General features: G+C 68.3%; 16 protein-coding genes. 5 read left to right on the forward strand and 11 right to left on the reverse strand.

Annotation, left to right across the window (positions count from 1 at the left end):
* Positions 1 to 467: 467 nt before the first annotated feature.
* From AC2YHA_RS08235 to AC2YHA_RS08250, 4 genes are all read right to left on the reverse strand, one after another.
* Positions 468 to 1,403, reverse strand: a complete 936-nt coding sequence (locus AC2YHA_RS08235) for a glycoside hydrolase family 130 protein (protein ID WP_406694034.1) — start codon at positions 1,401 to 1,403, stop codon at positions 468 to 470.
* Positions 1,400 to 2,230, reverse strand: a complete 831-nt coding sequence (locus AC2YHA_RS08240) for an SDR family NAD(P)-dependent oxidoreductase (RefSeq protein WP_487401094.1) — start codon at positions 2,228 to 2,230, stop codon at positions 1,400 to 1,402. Before AC2YHA_RS08240 ends, AC2YHA_RS08235 begins: the two co-directional genes overlap by 4 nt.
* Positions 2,231 to 2,266: 36 nt before the next feature.
* Positions 2,267 to 3,145 (reverse strand): phosphatase PAP2 family protein, encoded by an 879-nt coding sequence (locus AC2YHA_RS08245; protein ID WP_487401095.1) that lies wholly within the window; start codon positions 3,143 to 3,145, stop codon positions 2,267 to 2,269.
* 160 nt (positions 3,146 to 3,305) lie between these two features.
* Entirely contained in the window at positions 3,306 to 4,061 is a 756-nt protein-coding gene (locus tag AC2YHA_RS08250) for a competence/damage-inducible protein A (protein WP_487401096.1), read from the reverse strand.
* Positions 4,062 to 4,108: 47 nt separating this feature from the next.
* Here AC2YHA_RS08250 and map point away from each other — a divergent pair, with 47 nt between their 5' ends.
* Positions 4,109 to 4,930 (forward strand): type I methionyl aminopeptidase, encoded by an 822-nt coding sequence (gene map / locus AC2YHA_RS08255; protein WP_487401097.1) that lies wholly within the window; start codon positions 4,109 to 4,111, stop codon positions 4,928 to 4,930.
* Here map and AC2YHA_RS08260 read toward each other — a convergent pair.
* Positions 4,921 to 5,619 (reverse strand): endonuclease V, encoded by a 699-nt coding sequence (locus AC2YHA_RS08260; RefSeq protein WP_487401098.1) that lies wholly within the window; start codon positions 5,617 to 5,619, stop codon positions 4,921 to 4,923. The genes map and AC2YHA_RS08260 overlap by 10 nt on opposite strands.
* Before the next feature lie 209 nt (positions 5,620 to 5,828).
* On the opposite strand from AC2YHA_RS08260, the gene AC2YHA_RS08265 reads away from it, so the two are divergent.
* Together AC2YHA_RS08265 and glnA are read left to right on the forward strand one after the other, a co-directional pair.
* A complete protein-coding gene (locus AC2YHA_RS08265; protein WP_233785859.1) occupies positions 5,829 to 6,167 on the forward strand; it encodes a P-II family nitrogen regulator in 339 nt (112 codons plus the stop codon).
* A 94-nt stretch (positions 6,168 to 6,261) separates the two neighbouring features.
* The gene (glnA, locus tag AC2YHA_RS08270) at positions 6,262 to 7,674 is read left to right on the forward strand and encodes a type I glutamate--ammonia ligase (protein ID WP_487401099.1); all 1,413 of its coding nucleotides are present in this window, start codon (positions 6,262 to 6,264) and stop codon (positions 7,672 to 7,674) included.
* Positions 7,675 to 7,884: 210 nt separating this feature from the next.
* Here the strand turns inward: glnA and AC2YHA_RS08275 are convergent, their stop codons facing one another.
* Positions 7,885 to 10,152: a TonB-dependent receptor gene (locus AC2YHA_RS08275; RefSeq protein ID WP_487401722.1), complete on the reverse strand. Its 2,268-nt coding sequence runs from the start codon at positions 10,150 to 10,152 to the stop codon at positions 7,885 to 7,887.
* Positions 10,153 to 10,377: 225 nt separating this feature from the next.
* Between AC2YHA_RS08275 and AC2YHA_RS08280 the strand changes: the two genes are divergently transcribed.
* Positions 10,378 to 11,688: a M20/M25/M40 family metallo-hydrolase gene (locus AC2YHA_RS08280; RefSeq protein WP_487401100.1), complete on the forward strand. Its 1,311-nt coding sequence runs from the start codon at positions 10,378 to 10,380 to the stop codon at positions 11,686 to 11,688.
* A 141-nt stretch (positions 11,689 to 11,829) separates the two neighbouring features.
* Here the strand turns inward: AC2YHA_RS08280 and AC2YHA_RS08285 are convergent, their stop codons facing one another.
* Positions 11,830 to 12,807: a quinone oxidoreductase family protein gene (locus AC2YHA_RS08285; RefSeq protein ID WP_487401101.1), complete on the reverse strand. Its 978-nt coding sequence runs from the start codon at positions 12,805 to 12,807 to the stop codon at positions 11,830 to 11,832.
* An 85-nt stretch (positions 12,808 to 12,892) separates the two neighbouring features.
* Between AC2YHA_RS08285 and AC2YHA_RS08290 the strand changes: the two genes are divergently transcribed.
* Positions 12,893 to 14,317 (forward strand): aldehyde dehydrogenase family protein, encoded by a 1,425-nt coding sequence (locus tag AC2YHA_RS08290; protein WP_487401102.1) that lies wholly within the window; start codon positions 12,893 to 12,895, stop codon positions 14,315 to 14,317.
* Here the strand turns inward: AC2YHA_RS08290 and AC2YHA_RS08295 are convergent.
* The 4 genes from AC2YHA_RS08295 to AC2YHA_RS08310 all read right to left on the reverse strand — a co-directional run bounded on the left by AC2YHA_RS08295 (position 14,314) and on the right by AC2YHA_RS08310 (position 23,098).
* On the reverse strand, positions 14,314 to 15,081 hold the full coding sequence (locus tag AC2YHA_RS08295; RefSeq protein ID WP_487401103.1) for a nuclear transport factor 2 family protein: 768 nt from the start codon (positions 15,079 to 15,081) through the stop codon (positions 14,314 to 14,316). The two genes, AC2YHA_RS08290 and AC2YHA_RS08295, sit on opposite strands and share 4 nt — an antisense overlap.
* 76 nt (positions 15,082 to 15,157) lie before the next feature.
* Entirely contained in the window at positions 15,158 to 16,915 is a 1,758-nt protein-coding gene (locus AC2YHA_RS08300; RefSeq protein WP_487401104.1) for an SLC13 family permease, read from the reverse strand.
* A 43-nt stretch (positions 16,916 to 16,958) separates the two neighbouring features.
* Complete coding sequence (locus tag AC2YHA_RS08305; RefSeq protein ID WP_487401105.1) at positions 16,959 to 21,146, reverse strand: translocation/assembly module TamB domain-containing protein; 4,188 nt, start codon at positions 21,144 to 21,146, stop codon at positions 16,959 to 16,961.
* Positions 21,143 to 23,098, reverse strand: a complete 1,956-nt coding sequence (locus AC2YHA_RS08310) for an autotransporter assembly complex protein TamA (RefSeq protein ID WP_487401106.1) — start codon at positions 23,096 to 23,098, stop codon at positions 21,143 to 21,145. Before AC2YHA_RS08310 ends, AC2YHA_RS08305 begins: the two co-directional genes overlap by 4 nt.
* Between the last annotated feature and the right edge of the window lie 154 nt (positions 23,099 to 23,252).

The raw sequence follows: 23,252 nt of genomic DNA on the forward strand, positions 1-23,252 counted from the left end.
CCGACGGCATGGGGTGCTGCCCGTTCCCGACAGGTTCGATACGACACGGCGAGACCACGGTCGCACCGACGATCAATCGGCCGCGGACATGGGTATCACGCAGCGGCTGAGCCCCCACCGCAACGGCAGACAGCGCCACAACGAGATTGCATCCAACGACAAGGACACGACGCACGACCATCACCCTCCCGCAAAGCCGGAAAGGCCCCTAGGCGCATCATGTAAAGATATTCTGTACCGGCGCAGCTGTCGCCGCCTACGGAATTCCTGCGGCCATAATTCGGTGAGCACAGCACTGCTGTTGCAGCCCTCCGAGCTGGCGCCATGAGACGGCGATGACGCGGCGGGCGACCCGTATTGCTTGCTTCCAAACCTTCTAGTGTGGCTCCGGCCGGAGCTAGGTCACCGCGCTGGCAGGCGCCTGAGCAGAGGCACCGGGTTATTCGGGGGTGAAGTTCGACCAAAGGTCAGTTCAGTCCGCTGAGCCTCCGCACGAGCGCGCGACGGAGAAGTCGGTCCTCGAGCGAGTAGTAGAGAAAGATGTCCGGCGACCGATCAAGAAGTGAGGCGGCAAAGGCAATGTCAGTCCCGGCGCGTTGCTTCGGCGGTGGCGGTACCAAAAGCGGTTCGATGCAGCGGTCGAGGACTCTCGTGAAGTTCTCATCGAAAGCGATCCAGCCGATACGCCAGCGCGCATCGGCGGTAGCACCGTTGTAAAACATCACCGGTGGCTCGCCCGGGCGGGAAAGGATCGGCCCGGTCGAAAGGTGCCAAGTGTCCCAAAGACGGGGCCGAACCGTAAAGAGGTCCTCGACCGCTTCCCATGGGCCAGTGAGATTATCCGCAACCGCAAGGCCGATCCGCGAGGCGTTGTCCTTCGCATATTCGTAGAATATCCGATAGCGGCCGTCAGTCCCCTGCGCCACCGTCGCTTCCTTGATGTTGCCTTCGCCTGCTCGCGCCTTGAGCAGGACTTTGTCCTTAGTCAGATGGGTTAGGTCAGGTCCGGTGGCGACAAGCAGCGAACCCTGGTCCCGCTTGCCGTCCACCCCGGTGTAGAATACCAGCAGGTGCGGCTCGTCTCCGATCACCACGGTGGGATCCTCCACCCCGCCAGCGTCGACGTCATCGGGGCCAGGGACGATCGCCGGAGTGGGTTCCGTCCTGAAGAACAATCCATCGGCAGACTCACCGGCATAGATGATCCCGGTCGGATCGCCGGGGCCGAGTGGATTCTTCAGCACCCTCACTAGCAATCGCATGCGGCCTTCGGCCTCCCACACATAGGGGCTCATCAAGTCGTGCGCTGCGAGCAGACCATCGGGGCGCTCGGCGATGTCGAGCTGGACCACATCGATCTGCTCGACTGCGAAATCGAGCGCCGTCTTCTTGGCCAATTTCATGCCCCTTGCGCCACCGTCAGCGACAGGGCACCGTCGATGGTCACTGTCGCGCCCGTGATATAGTCGGCCTTCTCCGACAGCAGAAACAGGACGAGCTCGGCGACCTCCTCGGCCGTCCCCGCGCGGCCCCAAGGGATCGCTGCCTCTTTGCGGCGCAGCTCGTCGGGATCGTCGAGCGCGGACTGATTCATCGACGTCAAGATCATGCCGGGCGCAACGGCGTTCACCGCGATACGCTGCGGCGCCAGCTCGAGCGCGAGTGTCGCGGTCAGCTGCGCCAGCCCTCCCTTCGCGCTGTCGTACTCAACCCCGCCAGAGCGAGGCGCGCGCTCGTGGATCGAGGAAATATTGACGATTCTCCCACCACCCTGCTTGCTTTCGAGCCCGCGAACGAAGCGCCGGCAGGTGAGGAAGGGACCATAGAGGTCGGCGCGTAGCACGCGGTCAAACTGGGCCAAGCTCATGTCGGCGATCGGCGTGTCGCTCATGTTGAGGCCGGCGGAATTGACCAGCAGACGCACCGGCCCGAATGCTCTCTCGGCTGCTGCAAACAGAGCGTCGACCGCCGCCTCGTCAGCAACGTCGGTCCGGCAGGCGATGGACCGGCCACCGCTGCGCTCGATCTCGCCTGCGACCGCCGCGCCCGCGGTCTCATCCCCGAAATAGGTTATCGCAACATTCGAGCGCCGCGCGCCCAGCGCCAGCGCACACGCTCTTCCTATCCCTGACTCTCCCCCGGTGACGATGGCGCAGCAGTCCACTTTGACGAAACGCCGGCGCTGCGCGATTGGTTGCGGCTCGAGAATGATGACGCAAATACGAGGCATCGCTTCGATGGGCGAGGCGCCGCGTTAGCGCCCGCACTATGCTGTCTCCCGGAGCGCTGGAGTGTGGCCGGCGGTTTTCTGATGTAGACAATATGCTGCCAGGATTGCCGCGCCCGCGATCGCTGCACCTGCCATCAGATCAATGATGTAATGTCCGCCCATCGGAACCGCGGCCACAAACATGGCCAGGTTCAGCGTGAGGAACGGCCAGCGCAGATAGCGAAGCTGGGCAAATCCCCAGGCCAGCACCACCGCGCCGCCTGCATGAAAGCTCGGCATGGTGATGATGCCGCCAAGAGTTTCGGTACTGAGCGCGCGGATGGTCCCGTCCCGCAACCCTTCGATCAGCGGCAGAAATTTCCAGGCTGCCAGCACCCTGATCGCGGGAACCTGCTCCGGTACTATCCCGTGATGGACATAGGCGCCGCGGGCCGGAAACCATGGGAAGATCAACAGGCAGACGAGCAGCGTGAGCGACCAAGCAGTCAAGAAACGCCACCCGAGCTGCTCCCGGCCCATTGCGCTCGCGATCGCAACCAGCGCCAAAGGCTGCCAGCCGAGCGAGGTATAGGCATAGGTCAGCGCGAGCAGGCTGGACCGGTATTCCTGGATTGCGACGATGGTGCGCGGCCAGTCGAAGCCCGGCAGCATCTGCCGGTCAAAGGCCGCCAGCCACCCGTCCATATAGGGTCGGGCACTGGTAGCGAGCAGAGCCGATGCCAGCGAGGTGAGCGTCCCAACGGCGATCAGGAGGACGGCGAGTTGAATGAAACCGCCGATACGGCGCGCGCCCAGTCGGCGCAGTACGACGCCGATCCCCCACAATCCGGCAAACGTCAGAAACACGGGATCGAGACTGCGGTGGTCATAGCCGATCGCGCCGGTACCGAGGCCGGTGGCGAGTATCGATGCCATGAACCCCGCTATTGCGAGGGCGGGCATCGCCTCGGACGGTGCCAGGGACCATCGCCGTGCGGGCTCCTTTGCCGGGACGGATTGGAACATGCGCAATGCCATGGAGGCTGCATGACCGGACGTGGTTGATTTCGCGTTAAGGTCTTGCCGCGGGAACGCCCTATATTCCCCCGCTGACGACCTCGCGCCCCGCCGCCTCCAGCGCCGCGGTGAGATCGGCCATGCAGGCGTCGACCAGCGCCTGCTCGGTTCCGCGGACCACGAAATTGGCGCCTGTCCGGCCATCGCGGAAAAAGGGATAGCTGCCGATCGCGATGCCCTCGTGGCTGCGCTCGGCTTCGCGCAGCAGGTCGGCGACCTCGCTTTCGGGTACCCAGCAGCCGATCGTCGCCGAGAGCACCGGCCGGCCGCCTTCGAGCTGCCCCGTCAGCGCATCGAGCATCCCGGCGGTGATATGCGGCACGCCCGCCATGACGAACAGCTTGCCGATGCGGATGCCCGGCGCGCCGGACATGCGGTTGGGGATCAGATCGGCGCCCGCCGGCACCCGCGCCATCCGCATCCGCGCCTCGGTGAGGCCGCCGCGGGTCTCATAGTAGCGCTCCAGCACCGCCAGCGCCTCGGGATGGTAGACCACCTCGACGCCCAGCGCCTTCGCCACCGCGTCGACGGTGATGTCGTCGTGCGTCGGCCCGATGCCGCCGGTGGTGAAGAGATAGTCGTTGCGGGCGCGGAGCTGGTTCACCGCCTCGACGATCGCCTCCTCGACGTCGGGCACGATCCTGACCTCGGCGAGGCGGATGCCCTGGACGTTGAGCCAGGTCGCGATCTGCGCGACGTTCCTGTCCTGGGTGCGGCCCGAGAGGATCTCGTCACCGATCACCGCCAGCGCGGCCGTCCAGATCCTCTCGCTCATGGCTCCGCCCCATAGCGAAACCGCGTGTCCCTCGCTATATGGCGGCGATGACCGAATATGTGACCGCCGACGCCCCGCTGACGCGCACGGGCGCGATCCGCCTCCATCGCCCCGAGGATTTCGAGGGCATGCGCCGCGCCGGCCGGCTCGCCGCAGAGGTGCTCGACGCGGTCGTGCCGCACATGGTGCCCGGCGTCACCACCGCCGAGATCGACGATATCGTCCACAGGACGGTCGAGGCGGCGGGCGGCATCCCGGCGACGCTCGGCTATCGCGGCTACACCCATTCGAGCTGCATCTCGATCAACCATGTCGTCTGCCACGGCATCCCGGGCGACCGCATCCTCAAGGACGGCGACATCGTCAACGTCGACGTGACCCCGATCCTCGACGGCTGGCACGGCGATTCGAGCCGCATGTACCTGATCGGCGACGTGCCCCTGAAGGCGAAGCGGCTGGTCGAGGTCACCTATGAATGCCTGATGCTCGGCATCGAGCAGGCGAAGCCCGGCAATCACCTCGGCGACATCGGCTATGCGATCCAGAAACATGCCGAGAAGCACCGTTTCGGCGTGGTCCGCGACTTCTGCGGCCATGGCCTGGGCCGCCTGTTCCACGACGCGCCCGAGGTGGTGCACGTCGGCCGCCCCGGCACCGGGCCTGAGCTGCGCCCCGGCATGTTCTTCACGATCGAGCCGATGATCAACATCGGCAAGCCCGACGTGAAGCTGCTCGACGACGGCTGGACCGCCGTGACCCGCGACCGTTCGCTGTCGGCGCAGTTCGAGCATTCAATCGGCATCACCGAGGACGGCTGCGAGATCTTCACGCTGTCGCCTCGCGGGTTCGACAAGCCGCCCTACGCCTGAACTTCTGCCGCACGCCGGGTCGCGTTGGCGGCATCGTGCGCCAGCCGGATCGGCAGGGGCAGCCGGCGTCCGTCGCACAGCTTCAGCACCCAGGCGACCGCGGTCTCGAGCGACACGCGGTGGCCGATGCTGACGTAGATCGGCTGCGCGCGAGGGCGCGTGCGGAGCGCCACGCCCACCATCTCACCGCGGTCGACCAGCGGCGCGCGGTCGCCTGGCGCCGGCCCCAGCTCGCCTTCGACGCGGCCGCACAGCAATGTCTTCGCGCAGCCGATCGTCGGCACGTCGGCGACGACACCGAGATGGGTCGCGATTCCGCAACGCCGTGGATGCGCGCGGCCGTGTCCGTCGACCAGGATCAGGTCGGGCATCGCGCCGAGCCGTCGCAGCGCCGCGACGATCGCCGGCGTCTCGCGGAAACCGAGATAGCCGGGAACATAGGGAATCCGCGGCACCATCGTCACGCTCGCCGCCGGCAGCGGCTCGCCCGGCGGCCAGGGCAGCGGGGCGACCGCCGCATGGATCGGCCCGCGCACGTCGCGCCAGCGCATCGAGGTATCCACGCCCGCGACCATGCGGACCGGTCCCACCCGGTCGGCGGTCTCCCCCGCCGCCGCGATCTCGCGCTGGACCTTGGCGGCCGCCGAGAGATCGGGCGGGGCCAGCCAATCCGCGGGAACGTCACGCATCCGTCCGTCTCTCCTTCCCTGCCGCCCAATTGGGCAACGGAGCACCTGCTGCCCAATTGCTGGGCAACGATCGAAGCCCATTAGCGATGCGGCGGTGCAACGGCGCGAGGATTTCCGCCGCATTTGCGAATGGCACGCTTGCTGCAAGCCGCGCGATCAGGGAGTATGGGGCCGCTCTCAACAAGCGACCAACAGGGAAACCCAAGCCGGTGAAGAAGATCGAAGCCATCATCAAGCCGTTCAAGCTCGACGAGGTGAAGGAGGCGCTGCACGAAGTTGGCGTGTCCGGCATCACCGTCACCGAGGCCAAGGGCTTCGGCCGGCAGAAGGGGCATACCGAGCTTTACCGGGGTGCCGAATATGTCGTCGACTTCCTGCCGAAGGTGAAGCTGGAAGTGGTGGTCGAGGACGGACTCGCCGAACGGGTGGTGGAGGCGATCGCTTCGGCGGCGCAGACCGGCCGGATCGGCGACGGCAAGATCTTCGTGATCCCGGTCGAGACGGCGCTGCGCATCCGCACCGGCGAGCGCAATGAGGATGCGATTTGACGCGACGCAATAATCTGTGAAGACGGTGCGCCGCGGCGCAACATGATTCTGCCGCATCCCGGCGGCACATTTTTTAGAGAGCAAAGGGCAAGACATGGCGAATTCGGCGAGTGACGTCCTCAAGATGATCGAGGAGAAGGAGATCGAGTGGGTCGACCTCCGCTTCACCGATCCCAAGGGCAAGTGGCAGCACCTGACGATGGTCTCGTCCGTGCTCGGCGAGGACGAGCTGACCGACGGCCTGATGTTCGACGGCTCCTCGATCGCGGGGTGGAAGGCGATCAACGAGTCGGACATGATCCTGAAGCCGGATCTCGACGCGGTTTATGTCGATCCCTTCTCGGCGACGCCGATGCTGATCCTGATCTGCGACATCGTCGAGCCGTCGACCGGCGAGCTCTATGCCCGCGATCCGCGCTCGACGGCGAAGCGCGCCGAGGCCTATCTCAAGACCACCGGCATCGGTGACACCGTCTACGTCGGCCCCGAGGCCGAGTTCTTCATGTTCGACGACGTCCGGTTCGAGAACGGCTACAACACCAGCTATTACAAGATCGACGACATCGAGCTGCCGACCAACACCGGCCGCGAATATGAGGGCGGCAACCTCGCCCATCGTCCGCGCGCCAAGGGCGGCTATTTCCCGGTCGCGCCGGTCGACAGCGCGGTCGACATCCGCGGCGAGATGGTCTCGACCATGCTCGAGATGGGCCTTCCTTGCGACAAGCACCACCATGAGGTGGCGGCGGCGCAGCACGAGCTCGGCCTGACCTTCGGCACGCTCACCACCACCGCCGACCGGATGCAGATCTACAAGTATGTCGTGCACCAGGTCGCGCACGCCTATGGCAAGACCGCGACCTTCATGCCCAAGCCGATCAAGGAGGACAACGGCTCGGGCATGCACACCCACTTCTCGATCTGGCAGGGCAAGGAGCCGCTGTTCGCCGGCAACGGCTATGCGGGCCTTTCCGACACCTGCCTCTATTTCATCGGCGGCGTCATCAAGCACGCCAAGGCGATCAACGCCTTCACCAACCCGACCACCAACAGCTACAAGCGGCTGGTGCCGGGTTACGAGGCGCCGGTGCTGCTCGCCTATTCGAGCCGCAACCGCTCGGCCTCGTGCCGCATCCCGTACGGCGCGGGCGCCAAGTCGAAGCGCGTCGAGGTGCGTTTCCCCGATGCGATGGCCAACCCCTATCTCGCCTATGCGGCGCTGATGATGGCGGGCCTCGACGGCATCCAGAACCGCCTCCATCCAGGCGAGGCGATGGACAAGAACCTCTACGACCTGCCGCCGGCGGAGCTCGCCAACGTGCCGACCGTGTGCGGCTCGCTCCGCGAGGCGCTCGACAGCCTGGAGGCCGACATGGACTTCCTGCTGAAGGGCGACGTGTTCTCGAAGGACCAGATCGAAGCCTATATCGAGCTCAAGCGCGAGGAGGTCGCCCGCTGGGAGATGACGCCGAGCCCGGTCGAGTTCGATATGTACTACAGCGCGTAGGCGCGGCCACGACCGCGCCGTTTCGGACCGGCGAAGCCCGGTCCGCAACGCGCTGTACGGCCGGCCTCGCCAGAGCGAGGACCGACGTCGCGGCTTCGCCGCGGCGTCCTGCCCGACAAAGAAAAGGGCGCCCGGATCACTCGGGCGCCCTTCTCGTTTCCAGCTTGGAGCATCCTTAGCCCCTCCCCTGAAAGGGAGAGGCTAAGAGCCTCAGCGGAACTTGCCGCTGAGCTGGACGCCGATGATGCGCGGTTCGTTGAACACCGCTGCCATGTAGTTCTCGATCACGCCCTTGAGGTTCTTCTCGTTGGTGATGTTGCGCGCGAACAGCGCGACCTCATAGGCGTCGTCCTTCGCGGCATAGCCGATCTTCAGCCCGCCCTCGAAGTTGCCGTTCGAGGTGAACTCCTTGGTCCGGTAGAGCACGAACTGGGTGTAGCCCTGCAGGTTCCAGTCGGTCGCCACGAACGCGCGGCCACCGTTGCCGAGCGGCAGATCGTAGCGGGCGTTGACGTTGAGGTTGTACTCCGGCGCGTTGGGCAGCGGCTCGCCGTCGATCTGCGCGAACACCGCTGGCGCGCCGAACACCGGGCGCGTGATCGTCGGGTCCTCGACCGTGCACACCACCACACCGTTCAGCGCACAGACCTGCGCATAGACGCGCTTATCCTTGATCTCGCTGTGCAGCAGGCTGAGCCCCAGCCCTGCGGTGAAGTTGCGCGTCGGCCGCCACTCCAGGTCCGCCTCCGCACCATAGGCATAGGCGTGGTTCGCGTTGAACAGCACGCCGTTGCCGTCGGCATCGTTGCCGTTGAGCTGGATGTCCTTGACCGAATAGGCGAAGGCGGTGGCGTTGAAGCGCAGCGTGTTGTTGAACAGGTTGCTCTTGAAGCCGGCCTCGAGCGACGTGATCGTCTCCGAATCCGCGGTGGTGAAGTCGGAGTTGAACACCGCCGAACGCCCCTGGATCGTCGGGCCGCGGAAGCCGCGGGCGAGACGGGTGTAGAAGCTGAGGTCGGGGTTCGCCTGCCACAACAGGCTGACGTCCCAGCTGGGCGTCGTGTCCGACAGGCGGACGTGACGGCGGCCGCGATAAGTGACCACGCCGGCCGCGGTGTCGGCGGTCTTGAGCAGGTCGGTCGTCTTGGTGTCGTTGGTCTCGCGCGCGCCGATCGTCAGCGTGAAGTCCGGCGCGAACTGGTAGCTCAGCTGTCCGAACACCGCCCATGAGGTGTTGACGTTGTGCAGCCGCACCCAGTTGTTCGGATTGTTCGCCGGCGGCGTCAGGAAATAGGCACGCTGGTAGAAGTCGGTGATGTCGCGGCTGTCGAAATACATGCCGCCGACCTGCCACTTGAACGGGCCGTTGCCGTTGCTGGCGAGGCGGACCTCCTGCGTCCACTGGTCGAGGTCGCGGACGTTGCCCTGCGACTGGCCGAAGCCATTGGGCAGGCCGTTCACCGGGAAGTTCGCCGCCGCGCCGCCGTCGGTGTCGCCGCGGCTGTAGCCCGAGGTGGTCTCATAGGCGGTGATCGAGGTCAGCGTGACCGGCCCGAAGTCATAGGCCGCGCGCAGCGACCCGCCGTAGGTGTCGTAGGCCTGCGGATTGTCGTGCGCCTCGTCATAGGCGACCGTGCCGCGCGGCTCGTCCGAGACGTCATTCGAACCCTTCTTGAGCGCGGCGCGGTGGAACAACGTCGAGGTGCCGTCGTACCAGCGGGCATGGGCCGACGCAGTGATCGACAGCGCGTCGGTCGGCTCGAGCAGCAGCTGGAGGCGGACATTGCGGTCGTCATAGCCGCCCATCGCGTCCTTCCTCGGCGTCCGGGTACCGTCGGCGCTGGGGCCGACATAAGTGTTGTCGACCCAGTCGTCGCGATGCTGGATCAGCGTCGACAGGCGGAAGGAGATGCCGTCGGCGATCGGCCCGCCGACGCCCGCATCGAGGTTGACCGTGTTGTAGCTGCCGTAGGACAGGTCGGCGCGGCCCTCGCAGTCGTGGCTCGGCTGGATGGTGTCGAACTTGACGATGCCGGCGGTGGTGTTGCGCCCGAACAGCGATCCCTGCGGCCCGCGCAGTACCTCGACCTGGCGGATGTCGTAGGCCGGGTTGGACTTCAGCACGACATGCTCGAGCACGACGTCGTCCTGGATGATCGATACCGGCTGCGATGCGCCGAGGTAGAAGTCGATGTTGCCGAGCCCGCGGATGTAGAAGCGGGGGAAGATGCGGCCGGTGGTGGACTCGGCGTAGAAGCTCGGCACGCGGCCCGACAGCGCCAGCAGCGTGTCGTCGCCGCCGCTGGTGTAGGTGCGCAGGTCCTGCCCGCCGACCACGCCGACCGAGACCGGCACCTTCTGGAGATTCTCCGAGCGGCGCTCGGCGGTGACGACGATATCGCCGACGCCGTCCTGCGGCGCGGCGTCGGCCGCCGGTGCGGCGCTGTCCTGCGCATGGGCGGAGACGGCGCCGAGCATCGCCGTGGCGGCGCTCAGCAGCAGGATGGATTTGGTGAGTTTCAGATGCGGCACGAAGGCCCTCCCTGGGACTGAGATTTGGTTCTGTCCCCTCCAGTGCCGGCGTTCTGCGACGCCCGGCGCGGGCGCGGTATCGGTGGGTTGTGACCGAATCATGACCTGCCAGGCCGCGCTGTCATGCAACCGCCGCTTCCCTCGCCGCATGGGCTTTGTTAGCCCGGCGGAATGATCCGAATTCCATCTGCCTTGATCGCCGCCGGCCTAACCGTTGCCGGCCTGCCCGCCGCCGCGCAGAACCTCGCTCCCGCAGAGGCGAAGATGAAGGCGGTGATCGCCGCCGAGCAGGATCGCGACATCGCGCTGCTCGAACGCGCGGTGAACCAGAATTCGGGGACGCTGAACCTCGACGGGGTACGCAAAGTCGGCGACATCTTCCGCACCGAGCTGGAGCCGCTCGGCTTCACCGTGCGCTGGATCGACCAGTCGGCGGTCGGCCGCGCCGGGCATCTGATCGCGACACACAAGGGCAACGGCAAGGGCAAGCGCATCCTGCTAATCGGCCATCTCGACACGGTGTTCGAGCCCGACTCGCCCTTCCAGAAGTTCGTCCGCGACGGCAATCGCGCGACCGGCCCCGGCACCAGCGACATGAAGGGCGGCAACGTCGTGATCGTCGCGGCGATGCGGGCGATGCAGGCGGCGGGGACGCTCAAGGGCGCCGACATCCAGATCCTCCTGACCGGCGACGAGGAACGCACCGGCACCCCGCTGGAGGTCGCGCGCAAGGACCTGATCGAGGCGGGCAAATGGGCCGACGTCGCGCTCGAATATGAAGGGCTGGCCGAGCAGGACGGCCGCGACATGGGCACCATCGCTCGTCGCAGCGCGGCGAGCTGGGAGCTCAGGACCAGCGGCAAGACCGGCCATTCGGGCGGGGTGTTCGGTCCATCGCTCGGCTATGGCGCGATCTACGAGATGGCGCGCATCCTCGACGATTTCCGCCGCGAGCTGCCGGAGCCCAACCTCACCTACAATGTCGGCGTGCTGGCGGGCGGGACTCCGGCCGAGATCGACCCGTCAGGCTTCCGCGTCACCGCGCAGGGCAAGACCAACGTCGTCGCGGCGAGCTCGGTCGCGCGCGGCGACCTGCGCTCGCTTACACCTGAACAGGACGCGCGGGCGCGGGAGAAGATGCAGGCGATCGTCACCAGGCACCTCGCCGGCACCGACGCGACGCTCAAGTTCTTCGACAGCTACCCGCCGATGGCACCGACCGAAGGCAACCGGGCGTTGCTGGCGAAGCTCAACGGAGTCAACCGCGACCTCGGGCTCGAGGAGATGGGCGAATACGACCCCGCCAAGCGCGGCGCGGCGGATTCAGGCTTCGTCGCCGCCTACGCGGACACGCTGGGCGGCATGGGCGTCGGCGGCGGGGGTGCCCATGCCGAGGGCGAATGGGTCGACCTCGACAGCATCCAGCGCCAGGCGCTGCGCTCGGCGGTGCTGATCAGCCGGCTGGCTAAAGAGCGGCGGTAGCGCAAAGCTCCTCCCCGGCACGGGGAGGGGGACCACCGCATGGCGATGGTGGAGGGGCGGGCCTCAAGCAGTGTCGGATGTGGCGACCCCCCTCCACCACCGCCTTCGGCGGCGGTCCCCCTCCCCGCAAGCAGGGAGGATTTATGGGATCAGCAAGCTGCTCCCCAGCGTCTCCCCCGCCTCCATCGCGCGGTGGGCGTCGGCGGCGTCCTCCAGCGCGAAGGTGCGGCCGATCTCAGGCTTGATCGCCCCCGCGCGCAGCATGGCGAACACGCGCTCGACGCCGGCCTTCCGCTCCTCGGGCGTCGCATAATAGTCGAACAGCGTCGGCCGCGTGACGAACAGCGATCCCTTGGCAGACAGCACGCCGAGATTGACCCCGGTCACCGCCCCGCCGGCATTGCCGTAGCTCACGATCAGCCCGCGCCGCGCGGCGCTCGCGAGCGACACTTCCCATGTCGCCGCACCGACGCCGTCGAACACCCCCGGCACGCCCGCACCGTCTGTAATCTCGCGCACGCGCTTCGCAACATCCTCGGACTTGTGGAGGATGACATGGTCGGCGCCGGACTTGCGCGCGGCCTCAGCCTTCTCCTCGCTGCCGACGGTGCCGATCACCGTCACGCCCAATGCCTTGAGCCAGCCGACCAGCAGTTGTCCCACCCCGCCCGCGGCGGCATGGACCAGCGCAGTCTGCCCCGGCTCCACCTTCGCGATGCGCTCGACGAGGTATTCGGTGGTGCAGCCCTTCAGCATCAGCGCTGCGGCGGTGCGTTCGTCGATGTCGTCGGGGAGATGGAACAACTCCTTCGCCGGCACATTGCGCGCGGTCGTGTAGGCGCCGCGGGTCGGGCCGAACGTCGCCACTCGACCGCCGGGCGCGAAACCCTCGACGCCCTCGCCCACCGCCTCGACCACGCCGGCCGCCTCTCCGCCGAGCCCGGTCGGCAGCTCGAGCGGATAGAGTCCGCTACGATGATAGGTATCGATATAGTTGAGCCCGATCGCGGTGTTGCGCATCCGGACCTCGCCGGGGCCGGGCTCAGGCACCTCGACGTCGACGATACGGATCACCTCCGGCCCGCCGGTCGCTTCGATCCTTGCCGCCCGTGCCTGCATCGTCACCTCCGAACGCGTTTCGACTTGCAACGCTCCGCCCGCATCGCCATCCACATACCCAAAGTTCGAACCAATGGAGGCGAGGATGCGGAGCTATCTCAGGCACTATATTGGCGGCCGGTGGGTCGAAAGCCAGGGCGGCCAGCGCCATGAGGTGATCAACCCCGCGACCGAGCAGCCCTGCACCGAGATCATGCTCGGCACCGCCGCCGATGTCGATGCCGCGGTCAAGGCGGCGCAGGCGGCGTTCGAGCGCTTCAGCCGCACCTCGGTCGACGAGCGCGTCGCGCTGCTCGAGGCGATCCTCGCCGAATACAGGAACCGTGCGGACGACCTCGCCGAGGCGATTGCGCTGGAGATGGGCTGCCCGATCGGCATCGCCAAGACGGCGCAGGTCGGCTCGGGCCTTGGCCATCTGATGGCGGCGATCAAGGCGCTGAAGGAGTTCCGGTTCGAGGAGACGATCAACCAGAGCCTGGTCGTCCACGAGCCGATCGGCGTGGTCGCGCTCATCACGCCATGGAACTGGCCGATGAACCAGATCGTCGCCAAGGTCGCGCCCGCGCTGGCAGCGGGCAACGCGATGATCCTGAAACCGTCGGAGGAGGCACCCTCCTGCGCCGCGATTTTCGCCGAGGTGATGGACAAGGCAGGCGTGCCGGGCGGGGTGTTCAACCTGGTCCAGGGTGACGGCCCCGGCGTCGGCACTGCCCTCGCGCAGCATCCGGGGATCGACATGGTGAGCTTCACCGGCTCGACCCGCGCCGGCATCCTCGTCGCCAAGAACGCCGCCGACACGGTCAAGCGCGTGCACCAGGAGCTCGGCGGCAAGTCCCCCTCGGTGGTGCTCGACAGCGCCGACTTCGCCCGCGCGGTGCCGGGCACACTGATGAGCGTGCTGCTCAATTCCGGCCAGAGCTGCATCGCGCCGACGCGCCTGCTGGTGCCCAAGGGCCGGCAGGACGAGGCGGTGGCGATCGCCAGGCAGGTGATGAGCGCGACCGAGACCGGCGATCCGCTTACCGAAGGCCGCCACATCGGCCCGGTGGTCAACAAGGCGCAGTGGGACAAGATTCAGGGCCTGATCACCAAGGGGCTTGAGGAAGGCGCCAAGCTGGAGGTCGGCGGCCCGGGCCGGCCCGACGGAATCGACAGCGGCTATTACGTCCGCCCTACCCTCTTCTCCAATGTCACCAACGACATGACGATCGCGCGCGAGGAGGTGTTCGGCCCGGTCGTCACCATCATCCCCTATGAAGACGAGGAGGATGCGGTACGCATCGCCAACGACACCAACTACGGCCTGTCGGCGGTTGTGTTCGGCGATGCGGACGGCGTGAAGCGCGTCGCGCCGCGGCTGCGTGCGGGGATGGTTTATGTGAACGGCGGCGCGCCCGACCCCAACGTGCCGTTCGGCGGCTACAAGCAGTCGGGCAATGGCCGCGAGTACGGCAAGTTCGGGCTGGCCGAGTTCATGGAGGTGAAGTCGCTGATCGGCGCACTCGCCTAATCGGCGGGCGCGTCCTTCACGAACAGCAACGCCATCATTCGCCAGCGGCCGTCGGGCCGGCGCATGATCAGCGCGCGATCGCTCCAGTCACTGCCGCTCGGCGAATGGAAGGTCCAACGTGCCGCACCGATGCTGCCGCGGACATCCACCTGCCGGCTGGTGACCGTGACGGCATTTCCGGGCGAATGTTTCCGCCGTTCGACGTAACGCGCCTGCCATTCGGCCAGCGTCGCGGCGACGAACTCGCCGTTCTCGACGGTCATCACCAGCGCGCGGGCGTCGATGCTGTCTGCGAGCAGCGCGCCGTTCCAGGCGCGGTCAGCGGCCAGCTTGGCGTCGATCACCCGCTCCGCCGCGGCCGTGGCCGGCGGGATCGAATCATCCACGCCAGCCTCGCAGAGTTTGCCGACGATCCGCCATTCCTCACGAAGCCGTGCGATCAGCAGGTAATCGGTGAAGCGCAACGCTCCGCGCACCGCGGTCAACCGCGCCACCGCGCTTTCCTTGCCCTCGTCGAGCCAGTCGATGCGCGTCGAAGCCGGCGTCGGTGGCACGCTCGCGGCAAGCTTGGTCTTCCATTCGCCTTGGCCGGTGGCGCGGGTATCGGTACCGTCGGCACAATACATGACTGCGCTCGGCTGAACCGCTTCGTTCAGCGCTTCGGGATCGCTCCGCTCGGTCGCGCGCGCGTAGGCGGCGACGGCGTCGCGCGGCGTCGTATTAGCGGTGGCGGCGAGCGCGGCCAGCAACAGGAGCGGTGACATGCCGGTCATGCTATGCGCTCGACCATCATTCGAAAATTCGATGTTTACATGTTGATAATTCGGGCAGGCCGAATGTTCACCTCACCGGCCACACCCACAGGATCAGCGGCGTCGCGACCAGCAGCACCAGCAGCGACAGGGGAGCGCCGAGCCGGGCGTAATCGCCGAACCGATACCCGCCCGGCCCCATCACCAGCGTATTGCACTGGTGGCCGATCGGCGTCAGGAAATCGCACCCCGCCCCCACGGCGGTCGCCATCAGGAACGCCTCGGGCCGATAGCCGAGATCGCCGGCGAAGGTAGCGGCGATCGGCGCCATCACCAGCACGGTCGCGGCATTGTTGAGGAACGGCGTCACCGCCATCGCCGCCGCCAGGATCAGCGCCACCGCGCCCCAGGGCGGCAGGCTGGCGGCGGCATGGGACAGCCAGGTGCCGATCAGCTCGGTAACGCCGGTGGTGCGCAGGCTGTCGCTCACCGGGATCAGCGCGCCGAGCATGATCAGGATCGGCCATTCGATATGATCATAGGCCTCGCGCGCCGGCAGTGCACCCGTCGCCATCACCAGCCCCGCGGCAGCGAAGAAGGCGACCGCCACCGGCACCAGTCCCGTCGCCGTCGCGGCCATGGCGGCGGCGAGGATCGCGATCGGCAGCAGCCATCTGCGCGGGCTGCCGAGCAGGAGCTCCCGCTCGGCGAGCGGCAGCACGCCGAGGTCGGCCAACCGCTCAGGCATCTGCTTGAGAGGCCCCTGGAGCAGCAACAGGTCGCCCGCGGCGAGCGTGATCCGCGCCAGCCGGCGATCGAGCCGTTCACCCTGGCGCGAGATCGCGATCAGGTTGACCCCGGTCCGCTCGCGCAGGTGAAGGTCGCCCGCCGTCTCGCCGACCAGCGGCGAATCGATCGTCACCACCGCCTCGATCACGCCGATGTCGTCGCCCTCGTGCTTGTCCTGGCCGACCAGCTCGAGCTCGTCGCGGGCGATCACCCGCTCGAGCACGTCCGGCGCGCCGCCCAGGATCAGCACGTCGCCTTCGCGCAACTTCATGTCGGGCAGCGGCGCGGTGCGCAGGCCCGCACGCAGCAGCGCCGCGACGGCGACGTCGCCCTCCCCGCGCTCCAGCAGCTCGCCGAGCGGAACGCCGATCGCGCTCGATCCCTCGCCGACGCGCACCTCGGTGACATAGCTCGCCACATCCAGCGCCTGCCCCATCGTCGCCGGCGCCTGGCGCAGCGCCTGAACGCGATAGGCGAAGCGCAGGAAAATAAGCCCGACCACCGTCAGCGTCAGCCCGACGGGGGCATAGTCGAACATCCGGAACGGTTCGCCGGTCATGTCCTCGCGCACGCGGCTGACGATGATGTTGGGCGAGGTGCCGACCAGCGTGATGAGGCCGCCGAGCAGCGAGGCGAACGACATCGGCATCAGGAATACCGACGGCGAACTGCCCGACCGCTTCGCCATCGAGAAGGCGGCGGGCATCAGCATCGCCAGCGCGCCGATGTTCTTGACCAGCGCCGACGCGAAGCCGACGCTGGCGGTCAGCAGCAGCAGTTGCGAGCGCACCCGCGTCACGCGCTTGGCGAGCGACCCCAGCAGCCGCTCGATCACCCCCGAGCGCTGCACCGCGCCGGACATCACCAGCGCCGAGCCGACGATGATGACGATGTCGTCGGAAAAGCCGGTGAAGGCGTCCTTCGGCTCGACCACGCCGACCGCCAGCGCGGCAAGCAGCGCCAGGATCGCGACGATGTCGTAGCGCAGCCGTCCCCAGACGAAGAGCGCCATCATGCCCGCGAGCACGGTCACGGACAGGATCTGCGGCAGCGTCATCGCTCAGCGCTGAACCGCGCTGGCGCCAAGGGGTTCCGGTGCCTCAATAATCCTTCGACACCCGGACGTTCACGCTCTGGCGTCCGATCGTCGAGACCGATGCGAGCAGCGATAGCCAGCGCGTCAGCCGGAACTCCAGCCGCGTCGCAGAATAGCCCTGCCCGTCGGTGATGATCTCCGCATAGGTCCGCCGGGTGATGTATTTGCCCGCCGCGATCGACGTGGCGGCGCCGGTCTGCGGGTCGGCGGGCAGGATGCGGAGGCGATCGAGCCCCGCGGCGCGGCGCACCGCGTTGATCGGGTTGAGCCCGTCGCCGCCGTCGCCCTGCAGCGCGGCCACGGCCGCGGCGAGCTGGAGCGCTTCCGGCGCCGACAGGTTGGTGATCGAGGTGCCGAACAACAGCCGCGACAACAACTCGTCCTCGGGCAGCGCCGGCGTGCTGGTGAAGCTGATGTCGGGCTTGGACGCGGTGCCGGTGACACGGATCGTCGCGTTGAGCCCTTGGGCGTCAGCATCGGCGGAGATGTCGAGCGCCGGATCGGCGGGTACGCTGCCGTCGAAGCGGATAACCCCGCGTTCGAGCTCGAAGGTGCGCCCGGCGAACTCGTAATCGCCATCGACCAGATTGAGCTGGCCGGTGATCTTGGGATTGGTCGGCTCGCCGGCGATGGCGAGATCGCCCGACCAGCGGCTGTCGAGGCCCAGGCCCTGCACGCTGATGCCGCTCGGCGCCCGCGCATGGACATCGAGCTGCCATGGCACGGCGGCCGCCGCCTCGTCGTCATCGTCGACGCCGCGGACGTTGATCTCGCGGATGTTGAGCCTCGGCACGGCGGCGGCGGTAGCTGCCTTGCCGAGCTGATAGCGGCCGTTGTTGATGACGATGTTGCCCGAGATCGTTCCGCCCGACCCGTCCGAATGGAAGCGCAGCGGTCCGGTCACCGTGCCGGCGATGTCGTCGCGCGCGATCAGCCGGGCGCGCTGCGCCTGGATGTTGAGATCGATGCCGAGCCCGTTCGCGCGTGAGAGATCGAACACGCCGCTGCCGCTGACCGTCCCCTGCCCCGGATCCTGCGCCGCCAGCCGGTCGAGCACCAGGCGCGAGCCGTCGAACCGGCCCGAGGCCTGGACGTTGCGCAGCACCGTGCCGGTGACCGCGCTTTCGAGCCGGGCATTGTCGGCACGCACCGATCCGCGGATGCGCGGATCGTAAAGGCTGCCGGTGACGTCGGCGCCGATCGCGACCGGGCCGGACAGGTCGAACAGCTCGATCCCGGTCATCCGCCACAGGGTATCGGCCGGCCCCGCGTAACGGAGCTGCGCGAACAGCGGCGCGTTCATCAAGCGACTGGAGAGATCGCCCTCGCCCAGCGGTGCGATCTGCATCTGCGCGCGGCCGATGACGCTGCCGCCGCGATTCGCCACCACCGCGCGCGCCGCCGCCTTGTTCGGCTGCAGGATGCCGGCGATACCGACGTCGATCGGGGTCGAGGACAGCACCAGCCCGGACCGGGTGAGGCCGCGGATGGTCATGTCGATGCGACCGGTCGGCGCGCCGTCGCCGTTTTGCGCATAATGGAGCGTACCCGACGCGCTGCCGCCGAGCCCGAGGCCCGGATAGCCGATGTCGAGCACCGACATCGGCATCCGCGACAGCGTGGCGTCAAGGGCGGTCCCCTCCCCCGAGAAGCGCCCGGAAACCTGCGCCGTGCCGCCGGCGAAGGTGAGCTGGGCCGGCTGCAGCTGCCAGCCGTCGCCGTCGCCGTCGCGGACGATCACCGCCGGCGTGGTCAGGCTGATCGGCCGGCGATCGACCGTGCCCTGCGCCTGCACCGTGTAGCGGTCCGGCGCGATGCCGATCACCGACTGGATGTCGAACGCGCGCCCGCGCCGCCCGCTGATTGCGACGCGCGCCTCCCCCGTGCCGCCGGCCAGCTTGACGGTGGCGTCGAGCCGCCCGACCGCCATCGCGCCGCGGCGCACGCCGCGCGCGCTGATGGTCGCGTCGATGTTGGCGCCGTCGGGATCGAGCACGATGCTCCCCTCCAGGTGGCCGCGGCGGATGCGCAGCCCCTCGGCGAGCCGCGCCCGATCGGCGTCGACGCTGGCGTCGATGCGCTGCACGCCGTTCTGCGGGCGGAAGGCGAGCACGCCGGTGAGGCCGTTCCCGGCGATGTTGAGCCGCCCCTCGAACCCGCCGGTGACGATGTCGAGCCCGCCGTTCGCGCGCATCCCCGCCACGTCGAGACGGGCGATCTCGATGCGGCTGGTGCCGCCCTTCGGCAGCAGGATCGCGCCTTCCCCGGTGAAGGCGCCGAGCAACGATCCGCCTGCGGCAGTGAAGGCAAAGCCGGCTGGCGTGGGAGTGAGATGTGCTTTGACGTCACGCAGCCCCATCGCCGCATTGGGCCGCGCGAGGATCAGATCGACGGTCGGGCGGCTGATGTCGCCGTCGAGGCGAAGCTGCACCGGGCCATAGGTTGCCTGGCTGCCCGAGCCTTCGAAATGGAAGGTGCCGTCGCGCCGGCGGAAGCCGTTGCCGCTGAGTTTCAGCCCCGGTGAAGTCAGCACCAGCCCGCGGAAATAGAGCACGCCGTCCGGCCCACGCTCCAGGCCCGTCGTGATGCGCGGCAGCCCCTCGGTCAGCGACGCGAAGAAGCTGTTGTCGAACCGCACCACCTGCGCCACGCCGCGCCCGACGACGCGGGTGCCGTGCCCGCCCGGCCCCGGCACCACCGTCAGGCGGGAGGTCACGTCGACCAGGCCGATGCCGGGAATGAGATAGCGCCTCAGGCCGCCGCTGAGGCCGACCTCATAGCGACCGGTGCGCAGGTCCAGGAACAGGCTGATGCGGCCGTTGAGCTTGTCGGACCGCAGCACCAGGTCGTCGCCGGTCACGTTCTGGGCAGTGACGCGCAGCGGCCCGCGCACGCTGAGGTTGCGCAGGATGCCGCCGGCAACGTCGCCCACGCCGGTGACGCGTGCGGCAGTGAAGGCGACCGGCACCAACACCGGCGGCTTCGACAACCGCCCGCGCCCGGCGGCGCGTGCCACCTCGAAGCCGGTATTGTCGAACGCGAAGCGGTCGGCGGTGATGCGATAGTCGAAGCTCGCAGTCGCGAAGGTGCCGTCGAGGATCGCACGCAGCTCGATGTTGCGCCCGGTCATGTTGGGGAACAGCGCCGGCGGCCGCAGCAGCCGGGCGGTGACGCGCAGGTTACGATAGGCGCTGGTCGCGAGGTCGAGCCCGCCGTTCGCCTCGACCGCCAGCGACGCCGAGCGCAGCGACAGCGTACCTTCCATCCGCCGGTTGGCGAGCGTGCTCGCGCCGCTCACGATCACGCGCGGCGCGGTCAGCCGCTGGAGCTTGCCCTTGAGCAGGCTGCCGGGCGTCACCGTGCCGCCAAGCGAATAGCGGCCGGCATCGTTGGCGAGCCTGAGGTCGATCACCCGCGTGCCGCCAACGTCGGCGGTGCCGGCGCCGCGCCATGCCTTCCAGCGGCCGTCGCCCTGGACGTCGAGCGCCAGCGGGCGCGATACGCCGGCGAGCCTCGCCAGCACGCCGTTAGCCGCACCGCGCGCGGTGAGGTCAATATCGAAGCGATCGCGATCCGGCTCGGCGTCGAGCTTGAGCGTCAGTCGGTCGCTCCCCTGCACCACCGCCGCCAGGTCGATCATCGCGCGGCCCGAGCGGATGTCGGCGCGTCCCCTGAGGCTGCCGTTGCGGACGACGCCGGTGACGGCCGGCGCCACCGTCAGCCGGTCGACGCGCAGCTCGCCGATCGCGATGTCGAAGCCCGGCAGGATCGGTCCCTTGCGCCCGGTCGGGGTCGTCTGCGGCAGCTTGGCCAGCGTCGCGCGTGGGATGACGAGGCTGCGGATGACGAGGCGATTGTTGAGCCATTCGAGCGGCCGCCAATCGAGCTCGGCTCGCTGCGCCTGGAACACCAGCCCCTTGGGATCGCGCACGCGCACGTCGATCAGCACTGCCTTGCCGTAGATCGATCCCTCGATCCGCCCGACCGAGTAGCGCAGGCCATTGGACGGCCGGAGCGCCCCGATCCGGTCGGCGATGAGGCGGTGGCCGATGCTGGTGTCGAGCAGCACCACCGCGCCGCCCGCGAGCACTGCCAGCAGCACCAGCAGCCCGACGATCCACTGCCACCAGCGCCAGCGGCGCGGGCGCGCGGGCGGCGGCGGCGCGGAAAGGGCCTCGGGCTCGTCGCTCAAAACGCCTGTCCCAGCGAGACGTAGACGGCGATGCGGGCATCCCCCGGCTGCGGGTTGATCGGCGTGCCGACGTCGACGCGGATCGGGCCGAAGTTGGAATAATAGCGCACGCCCACGCCCGCGCCGTACCGGAAGCCCGAGAATTTGGGCAGCGCGGAGGTGTAGATGTTGCCCCCGTCGAAGAACGGCACCACGCCGAAGTTACCGAACGCCTTCACCCGCGCCTCGAGCGAGAACTCCGCCAGGCTGCGTCCGCCGATCGGGTCGTTGTTGGGATCGCGCGGCCCGATGCTCTGATAGCCGTAGCCGCGCACCGAGGCGCCGCCGCCCGCATAGAAGCGCCGCGACGGCGCGACCGCGTCGCGCGGCGCGCCGCCGATCGTGCCGAGCCGCACCCGACCCGCGACGACGACGCGATCGTTGACCGGCTGGTACATGCTCCCGTCGAGCTGGATGCGGGCGTAGCCGAACGCCTTGCCGACCAGCGACAGTTCGGGGCTGATCCGGGCGCCGAGGCGGAATCCGCGCGTCGGGTTGAGCAGGTCGTCGGACCCGTCATAGGTGAGGTTGCTCGGCAGCGCGCCGATGAAATAGGTCCGCCGCCGGGGCTGGCCGGTCGAGACGATCACGTCGCGCTCGTCCGATGCGACCAGCTCGGCACCCAGCGACCACACCCATGCCTTCTGGAAGAAGATGTTGGTCTGCCGCTCGATGCTGCCCATCAGCGACAGCGTGTCGGCCTCATAGGCATCGCGTTCGAGATGCGCGGCGGTGAGCTGCGCGGTCAGGATGCGGTCGCGCTCGTGGAAGTTGTTGCGGCGGAAGACGATGCTGCCGAGCTGCTCGCGCGTGCCGAGCACGCCGCGCAGGGTCACCGCGCCCTCCGGCCGGAAGAAATTGCGGTGCGTCCAGCTCACCTCGGCCCGCGCACCCTCGCCGGTGCCGTAGCCGAGCTCGCCCGCGATGGTGCGCGGCGGCGCCGGCTCCACGTTCACCGCGACGTCGACGGTCGAGAGATCGCCGCTCTCGACCGGTTCGACCTTCACCGTCGAGACGAGGCCGGTCTGGACGAGCGCGCGGCGCAGATCGTCGAGCGCGGAGGCATCATATTCCTGCCCCGGCTTGAAGCGCGCGATGTCCTGGACGTGCTTGGGTCCGAACACGGGGCGCGGCTCCGGCATCACGATCTTGCCGAAGCGGCGGAGCGTGCCCGGCTCGACATTCTGCACCAGCGTCGCGGTCTGGGTGGCATGGTCGACGACGATCTCGGGCTCGCCGACCTTTGCGAAGGCAAAGCCCTCCTCGCCCACCGCCGTCCTCAGCCGCGCGTCGGCGGCGGCGATGGCATCGCTGTTGACCGGCGCGTCCTTTTCCAGACCGAATGCCTTGGTCAGCGCCCCGGCCTTGCCGTCCGCGCGCTCGACGCCGGCGAGCGTCACGTCGGACAGGCGATAGAGCGGCCCCGGCTCGGCCTCGAGCGTGACGATGAGCTTGCCTGCCTGCGGCTCGACCCGCGTCGCGATCTGCGCGTCGTAATAGCCCTCGGAGCGCAGCAGCGTGGTCAGCAGCTCGGCATCCTCGCGCGCGCGGCGGTCGAGCTGGGCGGCGTTGGCCGGATCACCGCGGTGGGCGCGCAGCGTCGAGCCGGCATCGAAGCGCTGGCGCATCAGCGTGCTGCCGATGCCGTCGATGCCGGTGATCCGGTAATCGTAACGGATGTCGGTCGCGACCTCCGCCCGCTCCTGCGACACGACATCCTCGCCCGCCGGCGCCTTGCTGAGGTCCGGCCACTCGACGCCGAGGTCCGGCAGCGGCGCCATCGGCGACGTGGGATCGAGCGCGTCCTGCGCGGCCGGCGGCGGTTGAGGGGTTTCCTGGGCAACGGCGGAAAGCGGCGTCAGCGCAAGGCTCGCCGCCGCCCACACGCTGTGCCGACGGACGAACGCGGACATGGACAGGGCTTAACCCGATTACCCGCGTCAAGCCAACCGGTTAGTGGACGGTTACGGCCGCACCGTCGCCCGAAGGCAACACCGCCAGCTGCTCGATCCGGCACCGGCGGGCGAGGGCCCAGACATTCCAATCCTCCCCCGCCAGGGGGAGGTG

It is taken from the genome of Sphingomonas sp. SRI_018, from assembly GCF_057586275.1.

What these genes read in the sequence shown, in the direction of transcription:
- AC2YHA_RS08275 (WP_487401722.1), bottom strand. Translation starts at nt 10,152, where the DNA reads ATGCTCGGCGCCGTCTCCGCCCATGCGCAGGACAGCGCCGCACCGGCG.
- AC2YHA_RS08310 (WP_487401106.1), bottom strand. Translation starts at nt 23,098, where the DNA reads ATGTCCGCGTTCGTCCGTCGGCACAGCGTGTGGGCGGCGGCGAGCCTT.
- AC2YHA_RS08290 (WP_487401102.1), top strand. Translation starts at nt 12,893, where the DNA reads ATGCGGAGCTATCTCAGGCACTATATTGGCGGCCGGTGGGTCGAAAGC.
- glnA (WP_487401099.1), top strand. Translation starts at nt 6,262, where the DNA reads ATGGCGAATTCGGCGAGTGACGTCCTCAAGATGATCGAGGAGAAGGAG.
- AC2YHA_RS08250 (WP_487401096.1), bottom strand. Translation starts at nt 4,061, where the DNA reads ATGAGCGAGAGGATCTGGACGGCCGCGCTGGCGGTGATCGGTGACGAG.
- AC2YHA_RS08285 (WP_487401101.1), bottom strand. Translation starts at nt 12,807, where the DNA reads ATGCAGGCACGGGCGGCAAGGATCGAAGCGACCGGCGGGCCGGAGGTG.
- AC2YHA_RS08300 (WP_487401104.1), bottom strand. Translation starts at nt 16,915, where the DNA reads ATGACGCTGCCGCAGATCCTGTCCGTGACCGTGCTCGCGGGCATGATG.
- AC2YHA_RS08260 (WP_487401098.1), bottom strand. Translation starts at nt 5,619, where the DNA reads ATGCGTGACGTTCCCGCGGATTGGCTGGCCCCGCCCGATCTCTCGGCG.
- AC2YHA_RS08280 (WP_487401100.1), top strand. Translation starts at nt 10,378, where the DNA reads ATGATCCGAATTCCATCTGCCTTGATCGCCGCCGGCCTAACCGTTGCC.
- AC2YHA_RS08245 (WP_487401095.1), bottom strand. Translation starts at nt 3,145, where the DNA reads ATGGCATCGATACTCGCCACCGGCCTCGGTACCGGCGCGATCGGCTAT.
- AC2YHA_RS08235 (WP_406694034.1), bottom strand. Translation starts at nt 1,403, where the DNA reads ATGAAATTGGCCAAGAAGACGGCGCTCGATTTCGCAGTCGAGCAGATC.
- map (WP_487401097.1), top strand. Translation starts at nt 4,109, where the DNA reads ATGACCGAATATGTGACCGCCGACGCCCCGCTGACGCGCACGGGCGCG.
- AC2YHA_RS08295 (WP_487401103.1), bottom strand. Translation starts at nt 15,081, where the DNA reads ATGTCACCGCTCCTGTTGCTGGCCGCGCTCGCCGCCACCGCTAATACG.
- AC2YHA_RS08240 (WP_487401094.1), bottom strand. Translation starts at nt 2,230, where the DNA reads ATGCCTCGTATTTGCGTCATCATTCTCGAGCCGCAACCAATCGCGCAG.